Annotated in this window: 14 protein-coding genes and 1 tRNA gene; 8 read left to right on the top strand and 7 right to left on the bottom strand. The window is 71.9% G+C overall.

The window, feature by feature from the left end; genetic code table 11:
• The 3 genes from ACOV8S_RS24630 to ACOV8S_RS24620 form a co-directional block, all read right to left on the bottom strand.
• A partial coding sequence (locus tag ACOV8S_RS24630) for a chaplin (RefSeq protein WP_448320374.1) occupies positions 1-649 on the bottom strand: 649 nt, incomplete at its 3' end.
• A gap of 115 nt (positions 650-764) precedes the next feature.
• Positions 765-998 carry a chaplin ChpH gene (chpH, locus tag ACOV8S_RS24625; protein ID WP_351112586.1) on the bottom strand — a complete coding sequence of 78 codons (234 nt, stop codon included), beginning with the start codon at positions 996-998 and terminating at the stop codon, positions 765-767.
• Positions 999-1,133: 135 nt separating this feature from the next.
• The gene (locus ACOV8S_RS24620) at positions 1,134-2,444 is read right to left on the bottom strand and encodes a M20/M25/M40 family metallo-hydrolase (protein ID WP_448320372.1); all 1,311 of its coding nucleotides are present in this window, start codon (positions 2,442-2,444) and stop codon (positions 1,134-1,136) included.
• Between the two features lie 174 nt (positions 2,445-2,618).
• On the opposite strand from ACOV8S_RS24620, the gene ACOV8S_RS24615 reads away from it, so the two are divergent.
• Positions 2,619-2,706, top strand: a tRNA-Leu gene (locus tag ACOV8S_RS24615).
• A gap of 74 nt (positions 2,707-2,780) precedes the next feature.
• Here the strand turns inward: ACOV8S_RS24615 and ACOV8S_RS24610 are convergent.
• Entirely contained in the window at positions 2,781-3,782 is a 1,002-nt protein-coding gene (locus tag ACOV8S_RS24610; RefSeq protein ID WP_448320370.1) for a magnesium and cobalt transport protein CorA, read from the bottom strand.
• A 75-nt stretch (positions 3,783-3,857) separates the two neighbouring features.
• On the opposite strand from ACOV8S_RS24610, the gene ACOV8S_RS24605 reads away from it, so the two are divergent.
• The 4 genes from ACOV8S_RS24605 (at position 3,858) to mshC (ending at position 7,391) form a co-directional block, all read left to right on the top strand.
• A complete protein-coding gene (locus tag ACOV8S_RS24605; RefSeq protein WP_448320369.1) occupies positions 3,858-4,556 on the top strand; it encodes a histidine phosphatase family protein in 699 nt (232 codons plus the stop codon).
• Positions 4,557-4,621: 65 nt separating this feature from the next.
• A complete protein-coding gene (locus ACOV8S_RS24600) occupies positions 4,622-5,206 on the top strand; it encodes a DUF3090 domain-containing protein (RefSeq protein ID WP_448320368.1) in 585 nt (194 codons plus the stop codon).
• Positions 5,176-6,006, top strand: coding sequence for an SCO1664 family protein (locus ACOV8S_RS24595; RefSeq protein ID WP_448320366.1), 831 nt, complete (start codon positions 5,176-5,178; stop codon positions 6,004-6,006). The genes ACOV8S_RS24600 and ACOV8S_RS24595 overlap by 31 nt, the downstream gene beginning before the upstream one ends.
• A 155-nt stretch (positions 6,007-6,161) precedes the next feature.
• Positions 6,162-7,391 carry a cysteine--1-D-myo-inosityl 2-amino-2-deoxy-alpha-D-glucopyranoside ligase gene (mshC, locus tag ACOV8S_RS24590; protein ID WP_448320364.1) on the top strand — a complete coding sequence of 410 codons (1,230 nt, stop codon included), beginning with the start codon at positions 6,162-6,164 and terminating at the stop codon, positions 7,389-7,391.
• 91 nt (positions 7,392-7,482) lie between these two features.
• On the opposite strand, the gene ACOV8S_RS24585 is transcribed toward mshC, so the two are convergent.
• The 3 genes from ACOV8S_RS24585 to ACOV8S_RS24575 form a co-directional block, all read right to left on the bottom strand.
• On the bottom strand, positions 7,483-8,436 hold the full coding sequence (locus ACOV8S_RS24585) for a PAC2 family protein (protein WP_448320362.1): 954 nt from the start codon (positions 8,434-8,436) through the stop codon (positions 7,483-7,485).
• A gap of 187 nt (positions 8,437-8,623) precedes the next feature.
• Complete coding sequence (gene glpK / locus ACOV8S_RS24580) at positions 8,624-10,156, bottom strand: glycerol kinase GlpK (protein WP_448320360.1); 1,533 nt, start codon at positions 10,154-10,156, stop codon at positions 8,624-8,626.
• Between the two features lie 95 nt (positions 10,157-10,251).
• Positions 10,252-11,058 carry an MIP/aquaporin family protein gene (locus tag ACOV8S_RS24575; protein WP_448320358.1) on the bottom strand — a complete coding sequence of 269 codons (807 nt, stop codon included), beginning with the start codon at positions 11,056-11,058 and terminating at the stop codon, positions 10,252-10,254.
• Between the two features lie 242 nt (positions 11,059-11,300).
• On the opposite strand from ACOV8S_RS24575, the gene metH reads away from it, so the two are divergent.
• From metH to ACOV8S_RS24560, 3 genes are all read left to right on the top strand, one after another.
• Entirely contained in the window at positions 11,301-14,816 is a 3,516-nt protein-coding gene (gene metH / locus ACOV8S_RS24570; protein WP_448320356.1) for a methionine synthase, read from the top strand.
• Between the two features lie 164 nt (positions 14,817-14,980).
• Positions 14,981-15,679, top strand: coding sequence for an HAD family hydrolase (locus ACOV8S_RS24565; RefSeq protein ID WP_448320354.1), 699 nt, complete (start codon positions 14,981-14,983; stop codon positions 15,677-15,679).
• Between the two features lie 454 nt (positions 15,680-16,133).
• Entirely contained in the window at positions 16,134-17,741 is a 1,608-nt protein-coding gene (locus ACOV8S_RS24560; RefSeq protein WP_448320352.1) for an ABC transporter substrate-binding protein, read from the top strand.
• Positions 17,742-17,761 lie beyond the last annotated feature (20 nt).

Genomic DNA, 17,761 nt, shown 5'->3' with positions numbered 1-17,761 from the left:
TGCCGGGCGTGTCGGGCCGGTCCGGGGTCTCCGGCTTCCCGGGCTTGCCCGGCGTGTCGGGGGTGTCGGGGGTGTCCGGCTTCCCGGGCTCGCCCGGCTCGTCGGGACGCTCCGGAGTGGCCGGGGGCTTGCGGTGACGGCCGGTGCCCTCGTTGACGCAGTCGTTGCCCACGGCGGCGTTGCCGAGGCCGACCACGTTCACGCTGTTGCCGCAGACGTTCACCGGAACGTCCACCGGCACCTGGACGGTGTTGCCCGACCCCACGCCGGGCGAGCCGGTGCTCCGGCCGTCGGCGTGCGCGCCGCCGTGGCCGTCGTGGCCGCCGCGGTGCTTGCCGCCGCCCTGCCGGCCACCGGGCTTGCCGTCGTGCTTTCCGCCGCCGTGCTTCCCGGAGCCGTGGCTGCCGCCGCCGATCGCGCAGCCGTTGCCGGCCGCGGGGTTGAGCAGACCCACGACGTTCACGGTGTTGCCGCAGACGTCGACGCCGATGTTCACCGGCACCTGGATGGTGTTCCCCGACAGCACGCCGGGGGAGTTGGCCGTGGAGCCGCCGGCGTGGGCGTCGGCGTGAGCCTGACCTCCGGCCGCGGCGATGACACCGGTCGCCGCCGCCACGGTCATCAGGCCCTTGCGGGTGACGTGTCGCATTCTGAGAACTTCCTGCCTTCGACCTTGTCTGGTACCTGAGAGGGGCGGCCGACGGGCCGGCCCCGGGGGAAACCCGGGGCCGGCCGTCTCGGCGCCGTGTGGAACGGAGCGAGTGTCAGCCGTTGACGCAGGCGTTGCCGAAGGCCGGGTTCAGCAGGCCGATGACGCTGATCGTGTTGCCGCAGACGTTCACCGGCACGTGAACGGGCACCTGGATGACGTTGCCGGAGACGACACCGGGGGAGCCGACGGCGGCGCCCTCGGCTCCCGCGTCGGCGGCGGCCATGCCCGCGCCGGCCAGCACAAGTCCACCGGTGGCAGCAGCGGCGGCGACGATCTTCTTGATCATGATTCCTCCTGGAAAGGCAAACGCGACCCAGTTGCGGTCGCATCACCTGTAACGAGGACGGGCTAATAGGGCTACGAGCCTATGAGCGCATTCACTCGTCCCGGGAGGCTGCTGGACGCCTGAGCGATTAACCGGTCAGCAGGCGTCGAGGAAGCGGTCCAGTACCCGCACCCCGAACTTCAGGCCGTCGACCGGCACACGCTCGTCCACGCCGTGGAACATCCCGGCGAAGTCCAGCTCCGGGGGCAGCTTCAGCGGCGCGAAGCCGAAGCAGCGGATGCCGAGGTCGTCGAAGGACTTGGCGTCGGTGCCGCCGGAGAGCATGTACGGCACCGCCCGGGCGATGGGGTCCTCCGCCACCAGCGAGGTCTGCATGGCGTCGACCAGCCGGCCGTCGAAGTCCGTCTCCAGGGCCTTGTCCGCGTGCACGTCCTCCCGGCGCACCCGGGGGCCGAGCAGGCGGTCCAGGTCGGCGAGGAACTCCTCCTCGTAGCCCGGCAGGAAGCGGCCGTCGACGTGGGCGGTGGCCTGGCCGGGGATGACGTTCACCTTGTAGCCCGCGCCGAGCATGGTGGGCGCGGCCGAGTTGCGCAGGGTGGCGCCGACCATCTTGGCGATGCCGCCCAGCTTGGCCAGCGTCTCCTCCATGTTCTCCGGGTCCAGTTCGGTGCCCAGGGCGTCCGAGAGCTCGTCCAGGAAGGAGCGGACCGTCTTGGTCACCCGCACCGGCCAGGTGTGCCGGCCGAGCCGCCCGACCGCCTCGCACAGTTCGGTGACCGCGTTGTCGTGGTTGGTCATCGAGCCGTGGCCGGCCGTGCCGTCCACGGTCAGCCGCATCCAGTGCATGCCCTTCTGGGCCGTCTCGACCAGGTAGAGCCGCAGGTTCTCGTTGACCGTGAAGGAGAAGCCGCCGACCTCGCCGATGGCCTCCGTGACGCCCTCGAAGAGGTCGCGGTGGTTGTCCACGAGGTGACGGGCGCCGTAGGTGCCGCCGGCCTCCTCGTCGGCCAGGAACGCCAGCACGACGTCCCGCGGGGGCTTGCGGCCGGTGCGCAGGCGCTCGCGGACCACGGCCAGGGTCATGGCGTTCATGTCCTGCATGTCGACCGCGCCGCGTCCCCAGACACAGCCGTCGGCGATCTCGCCGGCGAAGGGGTGGTGCGTCCAGTCGTCGGCGTTGGCGGGGACGACGTCGGTGTGGCCGTGGATGAGCAGCGCGGGCCGGGAGGGGTCCTCGCCCTCGATGCGCGCCACGGTGGAGGCCCGCCCGGGACGCGACTCGATGATCCTCGGGTCCAGGCCCACCTCGGCGAGCTTCTCGGCCACGTACTCGGCGGCCTTGCGCTCGCCCGGCCCGGAACCGTCGCCGTAGTTGCTGGTGTCGATCCGGATCAGCTCCCGGCAGAGGTCGACGACCTCTTCCTCCCCGGTGACCTTCTCGCTCACGCGCTACCTCCCGCTGTCGTCCGGATGTGGTCCTGCTGTGGTCCTGTCACATCCTCCTCCTCACGGTCCGCACGGACGAGAGGGGGCGTGATCGGGCACCCCGGAAAGCCTGGTAATGTTTCTCCTGTCGCCGCGAGGGGAACAGAGAAATCCCTCAGCAGCGACAGACACCTTGTCCGGGTGGCGGAATGGCAGACGCGCTAGCTTGAGGTGCTAGTGCCCTTTATCGGGCGTGGGGGTTCAAGTCCCCCCTCGGACACCACACGAAGGGCCGCGGTCGTCGACCGCGGCCCTTCGGCGTCGTCGCATCCCGCCGCGAAGGGCGTGAGGGGGCGGTCAGAGCCAGTCGCGGTTCTTGAAGAGCCGGAACAGGAAGTACTCCAGGACCGCCATCACCGCGATCACCGTGGGATACGACCAGGTCCAGGTCAGCTCCGGCATGTGCTCGAAGTTCATCCCGTAGATGCCGGCGATCATCGTCGGCACCGCCGCCATGGCCGCCCAGGCGGAGATCTTCCGCATGTCGTCGTTCTGCCGGACGCTCATCTGCGCCAGGTGCGCCGAGAGGATGTCGGAGATCAGGCGGTCCAGCCCCTCCACGGACTCGTTGACCCGCATCAGGTGGTCGCCGACGTCACGGAAGAACGGCCGGGCCTCGTCGTCGACGAACGGCACCCTGCTGCCGCCGCGGCCGTTCTCCGCGAGCCGCAGCATGGGAGCGGTCAGCGGGCCGGTGGCCCGGCGGAACTCCAGGACCTGCCGCTTGAACGTGTAGATCCGCTCCGCGGTGTTCCGGGTGCCGCCCGCGGACGGCGAGAAGACCTCCGCCTCGACCTCCTCCAGGTCGGTGTGCAGCTCGCGCCCCACCTCCAGGTAGTGGTCGACCACGGTGTCGGCGATGGCGTACAGCACCGCCGTCGGACCGCGCACCAGGGTCTCCGGCTCCCGCTCCAGCCGGTCGCGCACCGCGTGCAGCGGCGTGTCGCCGTGCCGGACGGTGACCACGAAGGCGTCGCCCAGGAAGATCATGATCTCGCCGGTGGAGACCTCGTCGCTGCGCGGTTCGTAGATCACCGGCTTGAGGACCACGAACAGCGAGTCGTCGTAGACCTCCAGCTTCGGCCGCTGGTGCGCCTTCAGGGCGTCCTCGACGGCCAGCGGGTGGAGCCCGAACTCGCTGGCGACCAGGTCGAACTCCTCCGGGGTGGGCTGGTGGAGCCCGATCCAGACGAACGACGAGTCGGTTGCCGCGGCGCGCGCCTGGGCCAGGGCGTCGGAGTAGTCCTCCTCGGCCGGGACCCTCTTCCCGTTCCGGTACACGGCGCAGTCGACGATCACGTGGTGCGTTCTCCCTCGTCCCGACGGACCCCACGGTGAGGTCCCGCAGTCCCTGGTACCCCTACCCTGGGCGACATGCCCACGCTCATCCTGGTCCGGCACGGACGTTCCACCGCCAACACCGCGGGACTGCTCGCCGGACGCATGCCCGGTGTGACGCTCGACGAACGCGGCGCCGCGCAGGCCGCCGCCCTCCCGGCCCGGCTGGAGGGGATCCCGCTCGCCGAGGTCGTCACCAGCCCGCTGCGCCGCTGCCGGGAGACGGTCCAGCCGCTGCTGGCGGCCCGCCCGGGGCTGCCCGTCCACACCGAGGACGGCATCACCGAGTGCGACTACGGCGACTGGACCGGCCGCAAGCTGGACGAGCTGTCCGGCGAGCCGCTGATGGAGGTCGTGCAGGCCCACCCCACCGCCGCCGCCTTCCCCGGCGGCGAGTCGATGCGCACCATGCAGCACCGGGCCGCCGAGGCGGTCCGGGAGTGGAACCTGCGGATCGAGAAGGAGCACGGGGCCGACGCGGTCTACCTGATGTGCTCCCACGGCGACATCATCAAGTCGCTGGCCGCCGACGCCCTGGGGCTGCACCTCGACCAGTTCCAGCGCCTCCAGGTCGAGCCCTGCTCGGTCACCGTGGTGCGCTACACCCGCACCCGGCCCTTCCTGCTGCGCCTCGGCGACACCGGCGACCTCGCCTCGCTGATCCCGCGTCCCGACCGGGTTCCGGAGGGGTCCGGCGGCGACGCCACGGTCGGGGGCGGCGCCGGGGCACCGTGATCGTCCCCGCAGTAGGGTGAAGCGCGTCAGCCCGTACCCCGACGACGACTCCCAGGAGACAGGACGTGTCACGTCAGGTGTTCCTCTACGATCCGCCGGACCGCTTCGTGGCCGGCACGGTCGGGCTGCCCGGGCGCCGTACGTTCTACCTCCAGGCCAGCGCCGGCGCCCGGGTGACCAGCGTCGCGCTGGAGAAGACCCAGGTCGCCGCGCTCGCCGAACGGATGGACGAGCTGCTGGACGAGGTGGTGCGCCGCAGTGGCGGCAGCGCCTCCGTGCCCGCGGTGACCCCCGCCGACGTGCTGGACACCGCGCCCCTGCAGACGCCGGTGGACGAGGAGTTCCGGGTCGGCACCATGGCCCTGGCCTGGGACGGCTCCGACCAGCGCATGATCGTCGAGGCGCAGGCCCTGGTCGAGCTGGAGGCGGAGACCGACGAGGACCTGGCCGCCGCGGAGGAGCAGATGCTCCAGGACGAGGAGAACGGCCCGCCCGTGCTGCGCGTGCGGCTCACCGGGGCGCAGGCGAGATCGTTCGCCAAGCGCGCCATGGAGGTCGTCGACGCGGGGCGCCCGCCGTGCCCCCTGTGCAGCCTGCCGCTCGACCCGGAGGGACACGTATGTCCGCGCCAGAACGGATACCGGCGCTGAGCCTGCCGCCCGCCGAACTGCTGGCCCGCGGTGAGCTCACCGTGCGCGGCCGGATCCCGGAGGCGTCGAACGCCGCGCTGTACTGCACCGTCGCGCTGGACGGGCAGGAGGCGGCGTGCGTCTACAAGCCGGTGGCGGGGGAGCGCCCGCTGTGGGACTTCCCCGACGGCAACCTCGCCCGCCGCGAGGTGGCCGCCTACGAGGTGTCCGAGGCGACCGGCTGGGGCCTGGTACCGCCCACCGTGCTGCGGGAGGGGCCCTACGGCGAGGGCATGTGCCAGCTGTGGATCGAGCAGCCGGCCGAGCCCGAGCCGGGCGGCGAGCTGCTCGCCCTGGTCGACCCGGAGAACCCCGGCGCCGGCTGGAAGGAGATCGGCCTCGCCGAGGTGGGGGAGGGGCGCACCGCCCTGCTCGTGCACGCCGACGACGCGCGGCTGCGTCGCCTCGCCGTGCTGGACGCGGTGATCAACAACGCCGACCGCAAGGGCGGCCACCTGCTGACCGCGCCGGGCGGGCGGCTGTACGGCATCGACCACGGGGTCACCTTCCACACCGAGGACAAGCTGCGCACGCTGCTGTGGGGCTGGGCCGGCGAGCCGCTCCCGCAGGAGGCCGTGGAGGCCCTGCGCCGCCTGACGGCCGCGCTGGCCGACGACGGCCCCCTCACCGGCCGCCTGGCCCCCCTGATCACCGCGGCGGAGCTGGACGCCACCCGGGCGCGGACCGCCGCACTCCTGGAGAGCGGGAAGCATCCGCAGCCGGGCGGCGAGTGGCCCGCCCTGCCGTGGCCCCCGATCTGACGGTGCGAGGGCGCGGGCCGGGCCGCGCGACGGCCGGGCGCGGGCGATCGCTGCACGGTGCGTGTGATCGCGCAAGAGTGCCTGTTCGGTCACGTCCGGGCCGTGTGGCGCGGACCGGTTCGTGGCCGGAACACCTGTCCGGTTAGGCTCATGACATGCATGCCTGGCCCGCTTCCGACGTCCCCGCCCTGCCCGGTCAGGGCCGCGACCTGAGGATCCACGACACCGCGACCGGCGGTCGCGTCACCCTCACCCCCGGCCCCGTCGCCCGCATCTACGTCTGCGGCATCACGCCCTACGACGCCACCCATATGGGTCACGCGGCGACCTACAACGCGTTCGACCTCGTCCAGCGCGTCTGGCTGGACACCAAGCGCCAGGTCCACTACGTCCAGAACGTCACCGACGTGGACGACCCCCTGCTCGAGCGCGCCCAGCGCGACGACGTCGACTGGGTGGCCCTCGCCGAGCGCGAGACGGCCCTGTTCCGCGAGGACATGACCGCCCTGCGGATGCTGCCGCCGAAGCACTACATCGGCGCCGTGGAGGCCATCCCCGGCATCGTCCCGCTGGTGGAGCGCCTGCTCGCGGCCGGCGCGGCCTATGAGCTCGAGGGCGACGTCTACTTCTCCGTCGAGTCCGACCCGCACTTCGGCCAGGTGTCGAACCTGGACGCGGCCGCGATGCGGCTGCTGTCCGCCGAGCGCGGTGGCGACCCGGAGCGCCCCGGCAAGAAGAACCCCCTCGACCCGATGCTGTGGATGGCCGCCCGTGAGGGAGAGCCCAGCTGGGACGGCGGCAGCCTCGGCCGCGGCCGCCCGGGCTGGCACATCGAGTGCGTCGCCATCGCCCTGGACCACCTCGGCATGGGCTTCGACGTGCAGGGCGGCGGCTCCGACCTCGCCTTCCCGCACCACGAGATGGGCGCCTCGCACGCCCAGGTGCTGACCGGCGAGTACCCGATGGCCAAGGCGTACGTCCACGCCGGCATGGTCGGCCTGGACGGCGAGAAGATGTCGAAGTCCAGGGGCAACCTGGTCTTCGTCTCCCGGCTGCGCCAGGACGGCGTCGACCCGGCCGCCATACGGCTGGCCCTGCTCGCCCACCACTACCGCAGCGACTGGGAGTGGACCGACCAGGTCCTGCGGGACGCCGTCGAGCGCCTGAACCGCTGGCGCGCCGCCGTCTCCCGGCCGGACGGCCCGCCCGCCGACGCGCTGGTCGAGGAGATCCGCGACGCCCTCGCCGACGACCTCGACGCGCCCGCCGCGCTGGCCGCGGTGGACCGCTGGGCCGCCGTCCAGCAGAGCACCGGCGGTCAGGACATCGGCGCCCCCGGCGTGGTCACCCGCGCGGTCGACGCCCTGCTCGGCGTCGCGCTGTAGGGACCGGCGGACACACGAACGAGGGGAGGGCCCCACGCCGTCAGGCGTGGGGCCCTCCCCTCGTTCGTGTGTCCGCACGGCCGCGATCCGGTCAGTCCTCCGAGCCCGCGCCCGGGCCGGGACCCGGCCCCGCACCGGGGCCCTGCGGCGGATCGTCGTCGTCGCCGGCCCGCGGCGGCTTCCCGGGGCGGGAGCGGCCGCCCGGGCTGTCCCGGCGGCGCAGGTACCGCTCGAACTCGCGCGCGATCGCCTCGCCGGAGGCCTCCGGGAGGTCCGCGGTGTCCCGCGCCTCCTCCAGGGTCTGCACGTACTCGGCGACCTCGCTGTCCTCGGCGGCCAACTGGTCCACGCCCACCTGCCAGGCGCGCGCGTCCTCCGCGAGCTCGCCCAGCGGGACGCGGATGTCGATCAGGTCCTCCAGCCGGTTCAGCAGCGCCAGCGTGGCCTTCGGGTTCGGCGGCTGCGACACGTAGTGCGGCACCGCCGCCCACAGGCTCACCGCCGGCACCCCGGCGTGCGTGCACGCCTCCTGGAGCACGCCCACGATGCCGGTCGGGCCCTCGTACTTGGTCTCCTCCAGGTCCATCCGCCGGGCCAGGTCGGCGTCGGAGGTGGTCCCGCTGATCGGCACCGGCCGGGTGTGCGGGGTGTCGCCGAGCAGCGCGCCCAGGATCACCACCAGCTCCACGCCCAGCTCGTGGGCGAAACCGAGCAGCTCGTTGCAGAACGTGCGCCAGCGCATCGACGGCTCGATGCCGCGGACCAGCACCAGGTCGCGCGGCTTGTCGCCGCCCACGCGCACCACCGAGAGCCGGGTCGTCGGCCAGGTGATCTTGCGGACCCCGTTGTCCAGCCACACGGTGGGCCGGTTGACCTGGAAGTCGTAGTAGTCCTCGGCGTCCAGCGCCGCGAACACCTCGCCCTTCCACTCCTTCTCGAGATGCGCGACCGCGGCGGAGGCGGCGTCACCGGCATCGTTCCAGCCTTCGAACGCGGCCACCATGACCGGGTCGATCAGCTCGGGAACCCCCTCGAGCTCGATCACCCAGCGCCTCCTTCCGACGAGTCCTCGTGTACGCCACAACCTTACGGCGTTCGGGGGCACTGCCCGCAGCCCCCTCGAACGGCCCGTGAGCGATCACTGCCCCGTGGGGAAGGGGTGCACACACGCCCCGGCGGCCCCGGGCGCGGACCGTTCTCCCGCGCGCCGGGGCCGCCGGGGCGTCACCGGCTCAGTCCTCGACCCAGTCCATCGTCCGCCGGACCGCCTTGTGCCAGTTGTGGTACTCGCTGTCGCGGACCGCCGGGTCCATCCGGGGAGTCCACTCGGCGTCCTGGCGCCAGTTGGCGCGCAGCTCGTCCACGCTCTTCCAGAAGCCGACCGCCAGGCCCGCCGCGTAGGCCGCGCCCAGACAGGTCGTCTCGGACACCTCGGGCCGCACCACCGGCGCGTCCAGGCAGTCCGCGAGGATCTGCATCAGCAGGTCGTTGGCGGTCATGCCGCCGTCCACCCGCAGCGTCGCCAGCTGGACCCCGGAGTCCTTGGCCATGGCGTCGGTGATCTCCCGGGTCTGCCAGGCCGTGGCCTCCAGCACCGCGCGCGCCAGGTGGGCCTTGGTGACGTACCGGGTGAGCCCGGCGATCACCCCCCGGGCGTCGGAACGCCAGTAGGGGGCGAACAGGCCGGAGAACGCCGGCACGAAGTACGCGCCGCCGTTGTCCTCCACCGAGGCGGCCAGCGGCTCGATCTCGGCCGCGCTGGAGATCATCCCCATCTGGTCGCGCATCCACTGCACCAGCGAACCGGTGACCGCGATCGACCCCTCCAGCGCGTAGACCGGCTTCTGCCCGCCGATCCGGTAGCCGACCGTGGTGATCAGGCCGCTGTAGGAGTTGATGATCTTCTCGCCGGTGTTCATCAGCAGGAAGGTGCCGGTGCCGTAGGTCGACTTGCCCTCGCCCTCGGCGAAGCAGGTCTGGCCGAACAGCGCGGCCTGCTGGTCGCCCAGCGCCGAGGCGACCGGGATGCCGCCCAGCAGGTCGCCCAGCCGCCCGCCCCGGATCTTCCCGTACTCCTCGGCGGAGGAGCGGATCTCCGGGAGCATCGCGGTGGGGACGCCGATCGACTCGCAGATCCGCTCGTCCCAGTCGAGGGTGCGCAGGTTCATCAGCAGGGTGCGGGAGGCGTTGGTGACGTCGGTGACGTGCCGGCCGCCGTCCACGCCGCCCGTCAGGTTCCAGATCACCCAGCTGTCCATCGTGCCGAAGAGGATGTCCCCGGCCTCCGCCCGCTCGCGCAGGCCGTCCACCTGGTCCAGCAGCCAGCGCGCCTTGGGCCCGGCGAAGTAGGACGCCAGCGGCAGGCCGGTCTCCCGGCGGAAGCGGTCCTGGCCCACGTTGCGGCCCAGTTCGCGGCAGAGCGCGTCGGTGCGGGTGTCCTGCCAGACGATCGCGTTGTGCACCGGCCGGCCGGTGTGCCGGTCCCACAGCACGGTCGTCTCGCGCTGGTTGGTGATGCCGATGGCCACGATGTCGTCCCGGGTGACGCCCGCGGCGGTGATCGCCCCGGCGACCACCTCCTCCAGGTTGGCCCAGATCTCCATGGCGTCGTGCTCGACCCAGCCCGGCTTCGGGAGGATCTGTTCGTGCTCCTTCTGGTCCACCGCGACGATCCGGCCGTCCCGGTCGAAGACGATGCAGCGGGTCGACGTGGTGCCCTGGTCGATGGCCGCGATGAACGGGCCTGCGCTGCGTCCTTCGGTCACTGGCTGCTGGTCGGTCACTGGTCACCCTTCGAGGTCTGCGGACGTGGTACGTGCGGGTCGACGCGTCTGCTCCACCGCGGCCTGCGCATGGTCTCTCAGGGGAACAGCCACCGGTAGAGACCCGCCGCGACCACCGCGCCGATCAGGGGACCGGCGACCGGCACCCAGGCGTATCCCCAGTCGGAGCCGCCCTTGTTCGGCAGGGGCAGGAGCGCGTGCGTCAGCCGGGGACCCAGGTCGCGGGCCGGGTTGATGGCGTAGCCGGTCGGGCCGCCCAGCGACAGACCGATCGCGACCACGAGCAGGGCGGTGACCAGACCGCCCAGCGGGCCCAGGCCGTCGCCGTCGGCGTTGAGGCCCTGGGTGAGCACGCCGAGCAGCAGCACCACCGTGCCGATGATCTCGGTCAGCAGGTTCTGCAGCGGTTTGCGGATCTCCGGGCCGGTGGAGAAGATGCCCAGCACCGGTCCGGCGGCCGGTTCCCGCGCCTCGACCGCCTTGCCCTCGGCGGTCGGCGTCTTCTGCGCGCCGGGGCCGCCGACGATCTCGTGGTCGGTCAGATGGGCGTGGAACTGCCCGTAGTAGGCGACCCAGACGAGGGCCGCGCCGATCATCGCGCCGAGCATCTGCCCGGCCCAGTACAGCGGCAGGTCCGCCCAGGCGGTGCCGCCGTTCAGGGCCAGGGCCAGGGTGACCGCCGGATTGAGGTGGGCCCCGGACACGGGTCCCGTGGCGTAGACCGCGACCATCACGGCCAGGCCCCAGCCGAAGGCGATGGAGAGCCATCCGGCGTTGCGGGCCTTGGACGCCTTGAGTGTGACGGCGGCGCACACGCCGCCGCCGAGGAGGATGAGAAGAGCCGTCCCTACTGTCTCGCCGATGAAGATCTGGGAGCTCGTCATCCTTCGCATGGTAACGACGAGACCCGAGGGGCGATACCGGAGTGTGATGGCGTGATTACGCCAAGATCGCACCCTTCGGCGGCCCCTCGCCGGTCCGCCGTACGGCCGTCCGGCGGCGTCCGCACAGTGGACCGGACCGCCACCGTGCGGACACCCCGGCTACGCTGATCTGGTGCGCACCCCGCGGAAACGGTCCGCGACCGCGCAAAGCCGACAGCCGTCGCATCCCAGGGAGCTCCTCCATGGCCTCGTCGCCGTCCCCGTCCGCAGCAGACGCCCGCGCCCGCGTGTCCGCCCTCCGAGAGGCCCTGGCCACCCGCGTGGTGGTCGCCGACGGGGCGATGGGCACGATGCTCCAGGCGCAGGACCCGACCCTGGCGGACTTCCAGGACCTCGAGGGCTGCAACGAGATCCTGAACGTCACCCGCCCCGACATCGTCCGTTCGGTCCACGACGCCTACCTCGAGGTGGGCGTCGACTGCGTCGAGACCAACACCTTCGGCGCCAACCACTCGGCCGCCGCCGAGTACGAGATCGCCGACCGGATCCACGAGCTGTCGGAGGCGGGCGCCCGCATCGCCCGCGAGGCGGCCGACGACTTCACCGCGCGCACCGGCCGGCAGCGCTGGGTGCTGGGCTCCATGGGCCCCGGCACCAAGCTGCCCACCCTCGGCCACATCGGCTACGGCGTCGTCCGTGACGGCTTCCAGGCCAACGCCGAGGGCCTGCTCGGCGGCGGCGCCGACGCGCTGATCGTGGAGACCACCCAGGACCTGCTGCAGACCAAGGCCGCCGTCGTGGGCGCCCGCCGCGCGATGGAGGCCACCGGCGTCCAGGTGCCGCTGATGGTGTCGATGGCGTTCGAGACAACCGGCACCATGCTGCTCGGCTCCGAGATCGGCGCCGCGCTCACCGCGCTCGAGCCGCTCGGCATCGACATGATCGGCCTGAACTGCTCGACCGGCCCCGCCGAGATGACCGAGCACCTGCGTTACCTGGCCCGCCACTCCCGCATCCCGCTGCTGTGCATGCCCAACGCCGGCCTGCCCGTCCTCACCAAGGACGGCGCGCACTTCCCGCTCGACGCCGAGGGCCTCGCCGACGCCCAGCAGGACTTCGTCCGCGACTACGGCCTCTCCCTGGTCGGCGGCTGCTGCGGCACCACCCCGGAACACCTGCGGCAGCTGGTCGAGCGCGTCCAGGGCGCCTCCCCGGTCGAGCGCGACCCGCGCCCCGAGCCCGGCGCCGCCTCGCTCTACCAGACGGTGCCGTTCCGCCAGGACACCTCGTACCTCGCCATCGGCGAGCGCACCAACGCCAACGGCTCCAAGAAGTTCCGCGAGGCCATGCTGGAAGGCCGCTGGGACGACTGCGTCGAGATGGCCCGCGAGCAGATCCGCGAGGGCGCGCACATGCTCGACCTGTGCGTCGACTACGTGGGCCGGGACGGCGTCGCCGACATGGCCGAGCTGGCCGGCCGGTTCGCGACCGCCTCCACCCTGCCGATCGTGCTGGACTCCACCGAGGTGGACGTGCTGCGGGCCGGTCTGGAGAAGCTCGGCGGCCGCGCGGTGCTGAACTCCGTCAACTACGAGGACGGGGCCGGGCCCGAGTCGCGGTTCGCCAAGGTCACCGAGCTCGCCCGGGAGCACGGCGCCGCACTGATCGCGCTGACCATCGACGAGGAGGGCCAGGCCCGCACCGTGGAGAAGAAGGTCGAGATCGCCGAGCGGCTGATCGACGACCTGACCGCCCACTACGGCATCCACGAGTCGGACATCCTGGTCGACTGCCTGACCTTCACCATCTGTACCGGCCAGGAGGAGTCCCGCAAGGACGGCGTCGCCACCATCGAGGCGATCCGCGAGCTCAAGCGCCGCCGCCCGGACGTGCAGACCACCCTCGGCCTGTCCAACATCTCCTTCGGCCTCAACCCGGCCGCCCGCATCCTGCTGAACTCCGTCTTCCTCGACGAGTGCGTCAAGGCGGGCCTGGACTCGGCGATCGTGCACGCCAGCAAGATCCTCCCCATCGCCCGGTTCAGCGAGGAGGAGGTCGCCACCGCGCTGGACCTGGTGTACGACCGCCGCAGCGAGGGCTACGACCCGCTGCAGAAGCTGATGCAGCTCTTCGAGGGCGCCACCGCCAAGTCCCTCAAGGCCGGCCGGGCCGAGGAACTGGCCGCGCTGCCGCTGGACGAGCGGCTCAAGCGGCGGATCATCGACGGCGAGAAGAACGGCCTGGAGGCCGACCTCGACGAGGCGCTGACCACCCGCAAGGCCCTCGACATCGTCAACGACACCCTGCTGGACGGCATGAAGGTGGTCGGCGAGCTGTTCGGCTCCGGCCAGATGCAGCTGCCGTTCGTCCTCCAGTCCGCCGAGGTCATGAAGACCGCGGTGGCGCACCTGGAGCCGCACATGGAGAAGACGGATGAGGCCGGCAAGGGCACCATCGTGCTGGCCACCGTCCGCGGCGACGTGCACGACATCGGCAAGAACCTGGTCGACATCATCCTCTCCAACAACGGCTACAACGTCGTCAACCTCGGCATCAAGCAGCCGGTCCAGGCGATCCTGGACGCGGCCGAGGAGCACAAGGCCGACGTCATCGGCATGTCGGGCCTGCTGGTGAAGTCCACGGTGATCATGAAGGAGAACCTGGAGGAGCTGAACCAGCGCGAGCTGGCCGCCCGCTTCCCGGTGATCCTCGGCGGCGCCGCACTCACCCGCGCGTACGTCGAGCAGGACCTGCACGAGATCTACCAGGGCGAGGTCCGCTACGCCCGGGACGCCTTCGAGGGCCTGCGCCTGATGGACGCCCTGATCGGGATCAAGCGCGGCGTGCCCGGCGCCAAGCTGCCCGAGCTGCGCCAGCGCCGGGTGAAGGCGGCCCCCGCCGTCCAGGTGGAGGAGCGCCAGGACGAGGGGCCGGTGCGCTCCGACGTGGCCACCGACAACCCGGTGCCCACCCCGCCCTTCTGGGGCACCCGCGTGGTCAAGGGCATCCAGCTCAAGGAGTACGCCTCCTGGCTCGACGAGGGCGCGCTGTTCAAGGGCCAGTGGGGTCTGAAGCAGGCCCGCACCGGCGACGGACCCTCCTACGAGGAGCTCGTCGAGACCGAGGGCCGGCCGCGGCTGCGCGGCCTGCTCGACCGGCTGCAGACGGAGAACCTGCTGGAGGCGGCCGTCGTGTACGGCTACTTCCCCTGCGTCTCCAAGGGCGACGACCTGATCCTGCTGGACGAGGACGGCGGCGAGCGCACCCGCTTCACCTTCCCCCGCCAGCGCCGTGGCCGCCGGCTCTGCCTGGCGGACTTCTTCCGCCCCCAGGAGTCCGGCGAGACGGACGTGGTCGGCCTGCAGGTCGTCACCGTCGGCTCGCGGATCGGCGAGGAGACCGCCCGGCTGTTCGCCGCCGACTCCTACCGCGAGTACCTGGAGCTGCACGGTCTGTCCGTGCAGCTCGCCGAGGCGCTCGCCGAGTACTGGCACGCCCGGGTCCGCTCCGAGCTCGGCTACGCCGGCGAGGACCCGGACGAGATGAGCGGCATGTTCGAGCTGAAGTACCGCGGCGCCCGCTTCTCCCTGGGCTACGGGGCCTGCCCCGACCTGGAGGACCGGGCCAAGATCGCGGAGCTGCTGAAGCCGGAGCGCATCGGCGTCCACCTCTCCGAGGAGTTCCAGCTCCACCCGGAGCAGTCCACCGACGCCATCGTCATCCACCACCCCGAGGCGAAGTACTTCAACGCCCGCTGAGCCGCTCGCGCCGTCGCGCCGCCGTTTCCGGCAGGCGATCGGCGCGAACCGGTCGTACACTGGTCGATCCGCCGCAGGCCGGTCGCCTCTCCCCGCTCGGGGAGGGCGGCCGGCCTGTCGGCCCCCCGCCCGCAGCAGGCTCTTTCGCGAGGAGGTCCCCACGGATGACGAGTACGGTCCCCGCCACCACGACCCGGACGGCCGAGGAGTCGGGCCTCCAGGCGGTACTGCTCGACATGGACGGCACCCTCGTCGACACGGAGGGTTTCTGGTGGGACGTGGAGAGGGAGGTCTTCGGAGCGCTGGGGCACCGGCTGGACGAGTCCTGGCGTGAGGTGGTGGTCGGCGGGCCGATGAGCCGCAGCGCCGGCTTCCTCATCGAGGCCACCGGCGCGGCCATCGGGCTGGAGGAGCTGTCCGTGCTGCTCAACCAGGGCTTCGAGGCGCGCATCGAGGAGCACCTGCCGCTGATGCCGGGCGCTGCCCGCCTGCTCGCCGAACTGCACGCCCACGACGTCCCGACCGCGCTGGTCTCCGCCTCCCACCGCCGCGTCATCGACCGGGTCCTCACCGCGCTGGGCGCCCACCACTTCCGCCTCACCGTGGCCGGCGACGAGGTGCCGCGCACCAAGCCGCACCCCGATCCCTACCTGCGGGCCGCGGCCGGACTGGGCGCCGATCCGGCCCGCTGCGCGGTCGTCGAGGACACCGCCACCGGGGTCGCCGCCGCCGAGGCGGCGGGCTGCCGGGTGGTCGCGGTGCCCTCCGTCGCCCCGATGCGCCCCGGACCGCGGCGCACCGTCGTGAAGTCGCTGGAAGAAGTCGACCTGGGATTCCTGCGCTCGCTGATCCGCCCCTGCTGAAGGACCGCTCCCACGGAATAGGCGCAGCCCGTCCACCAATTGTTCACCCTCCTTCGGCGGGCAATGACGGGCGTCGCTTCCGCGGAATACCGGAAAGCGGTGACGCCTTCGCGGAAGGCCCTCTTTTCCGCCGTTCATTCCTGTGACCTTCGCCACGTCGGGATGGTCCGGCACCTGCGGTGATCCGGACAGATGGGCTCGATACGCCTGCCCGGGCGGGGCGTTCGCGCCCGATTTGGGGAACTGCCGCACGAATCCTTCCCCGAGGCCCTTGCCGCAGCGTCCGCGGTCGCTTCCGAAGCGTGACGGCAATTCGGAACCGGTCGCTTCGAAGGGCCCGGGCAGTGGCGGCTAATGTCGGCCGCGAGAAACATTCCCCCACTCCCGCGGCCCGACGCGCCACACCCCCGGCCGACGGGACCCGCGGAAACAGACAGCCTGGAGACGTCCGAGCATGAACCGCAAGACTCTGGTGCTGCCGGCCGTGATCGGTCTGGTCGCTCCGCTGATGGCCGCCTGCGGCGGGTCCGACAGCGGTTCGGACGGCGCGCCGGTCAGAGTCGGCACCACGGACCAGGTCACCTCCTCGACGGACGCCCCCGCACCGCTCGACCCCGCCTACGCCTACGACGTCGGCTCCTGGAACGTCCTGCGCCAGTCGCTGCAGACCCTCCTGGTGCAGCCGAGGGGCGGCGGCGACCCGCAGCCCGAGGCCGCCGAGAACTGCCGCTTCACCGACACCGGCAACGAGCGCTACTCCTGCACCCTGCGCAAGGGCCTGCGGTTCGCCGGCGGCGACGCCGTCACCGCCGAGGACGTGAAGTACTCCGTCGAGCGGGTGCTGCGGATCGACTCGGACAGCGGCGTGGCCGGTCTGCTGAACGGCGTGGACGCCGTGGAGACCCGGGGCGACCGCGAGGTGATCTTCCACCTGAAGGCCGCCGACGCCACCTTCCCGTACAAGCTCTCCACGCCGGTCGCCTCCATCGTCGACCCGGACGAGTACCCCGCCTCCGAGCTCCGCGAGGGCTTCGGCGTCAGCGGCTCCGGCCCGTACACCCTGGAGTCGGAGGTCGAGGACGGCGCGCTGGCGAAGGCGGTCTTCACCCGCAACCCGGACTACCGGGGCTCCCTCGAGGTGGCCAACGAGGAGGCGGAGCTGGTCGCCTTCGCCGACGCCGAGGCGATGGACGCGGCGATGGCGGACGGCGAGATCGACGTCATGTCCCGCACCCTGACGCCCGGGCAGGTCACGAAGCTGGACGCGGCCAAGGACGACGGCATCGAGCTCGTCGAGATGTCCGGGCTCGACATCCGCTACCTGGCCTTCGACACCGACGCCCCGGCCGTCCAGAACAAGGCGGTCCGCCAGGCGGTCGCGCAGGTCGTGGACCGCAGCGAGCTGGTCGCCCGGGTGTACGGCGCGCAGGCCGAGCCGCTCTACTCGCTGGTGCCGGCCACCCTCACCGGGCACTCCAACAGCTTCTTCAACAAGTATGGCGAGCCCAGCGCCGCCAAGGCCGCCAAGATCCTCGCCGAGGCCGGCATCAGCACCCCGGTGCCGATCGACCTCCACTACACGGTGGACCACTACGGCTCCGCCACGGCCGAGGAGTTCGAGGTGCTGGCCGAACAGCTCCGTGACAGCGGGCTGTTCAAGGTCGGCGAGCCCAAGGGCGCGCAGTGGAAGGAGTTCCGCCCGGCGTCCATGAAGGGCCGGTACGAGGTCTGGGGCATGGGCTGGTTCCCCGACTTCCCGGACGCGGACAACTACCTCGCCCCGTTCCTCGAGAAGAAGAACTTCCTCGGTTCCCCCTACTCCAACCGCAAGGCCCAGCAGGTGCTGATCCCGCAGTCGCGCCGCGAGCGCGACCGGGCCGACGCCGTGCTGAGCCTGACCGAGATGCAGGAGATCGTCGCCGAGGACGTCCCGGTGCTGCCGCTGTGGCAGGGCAAGCAGTACATCGCCGCCCGCGACGGTGTCACCGGCACGGCCTACGCGCTCAACAGTTCCTCCAACCTCCAGTTGTGGGAGCTGAGCCGAGGCGTCGGCTCCCAGTGATCCACCCTCCCGCCCGTCCC

The sequence above is a fragment of the Streptomyces sp. CO7 genome, from assembly GCF_053474865.1.
This window is presented reverse-complemented; position numbering and strand designations above follow the sequence as displayed.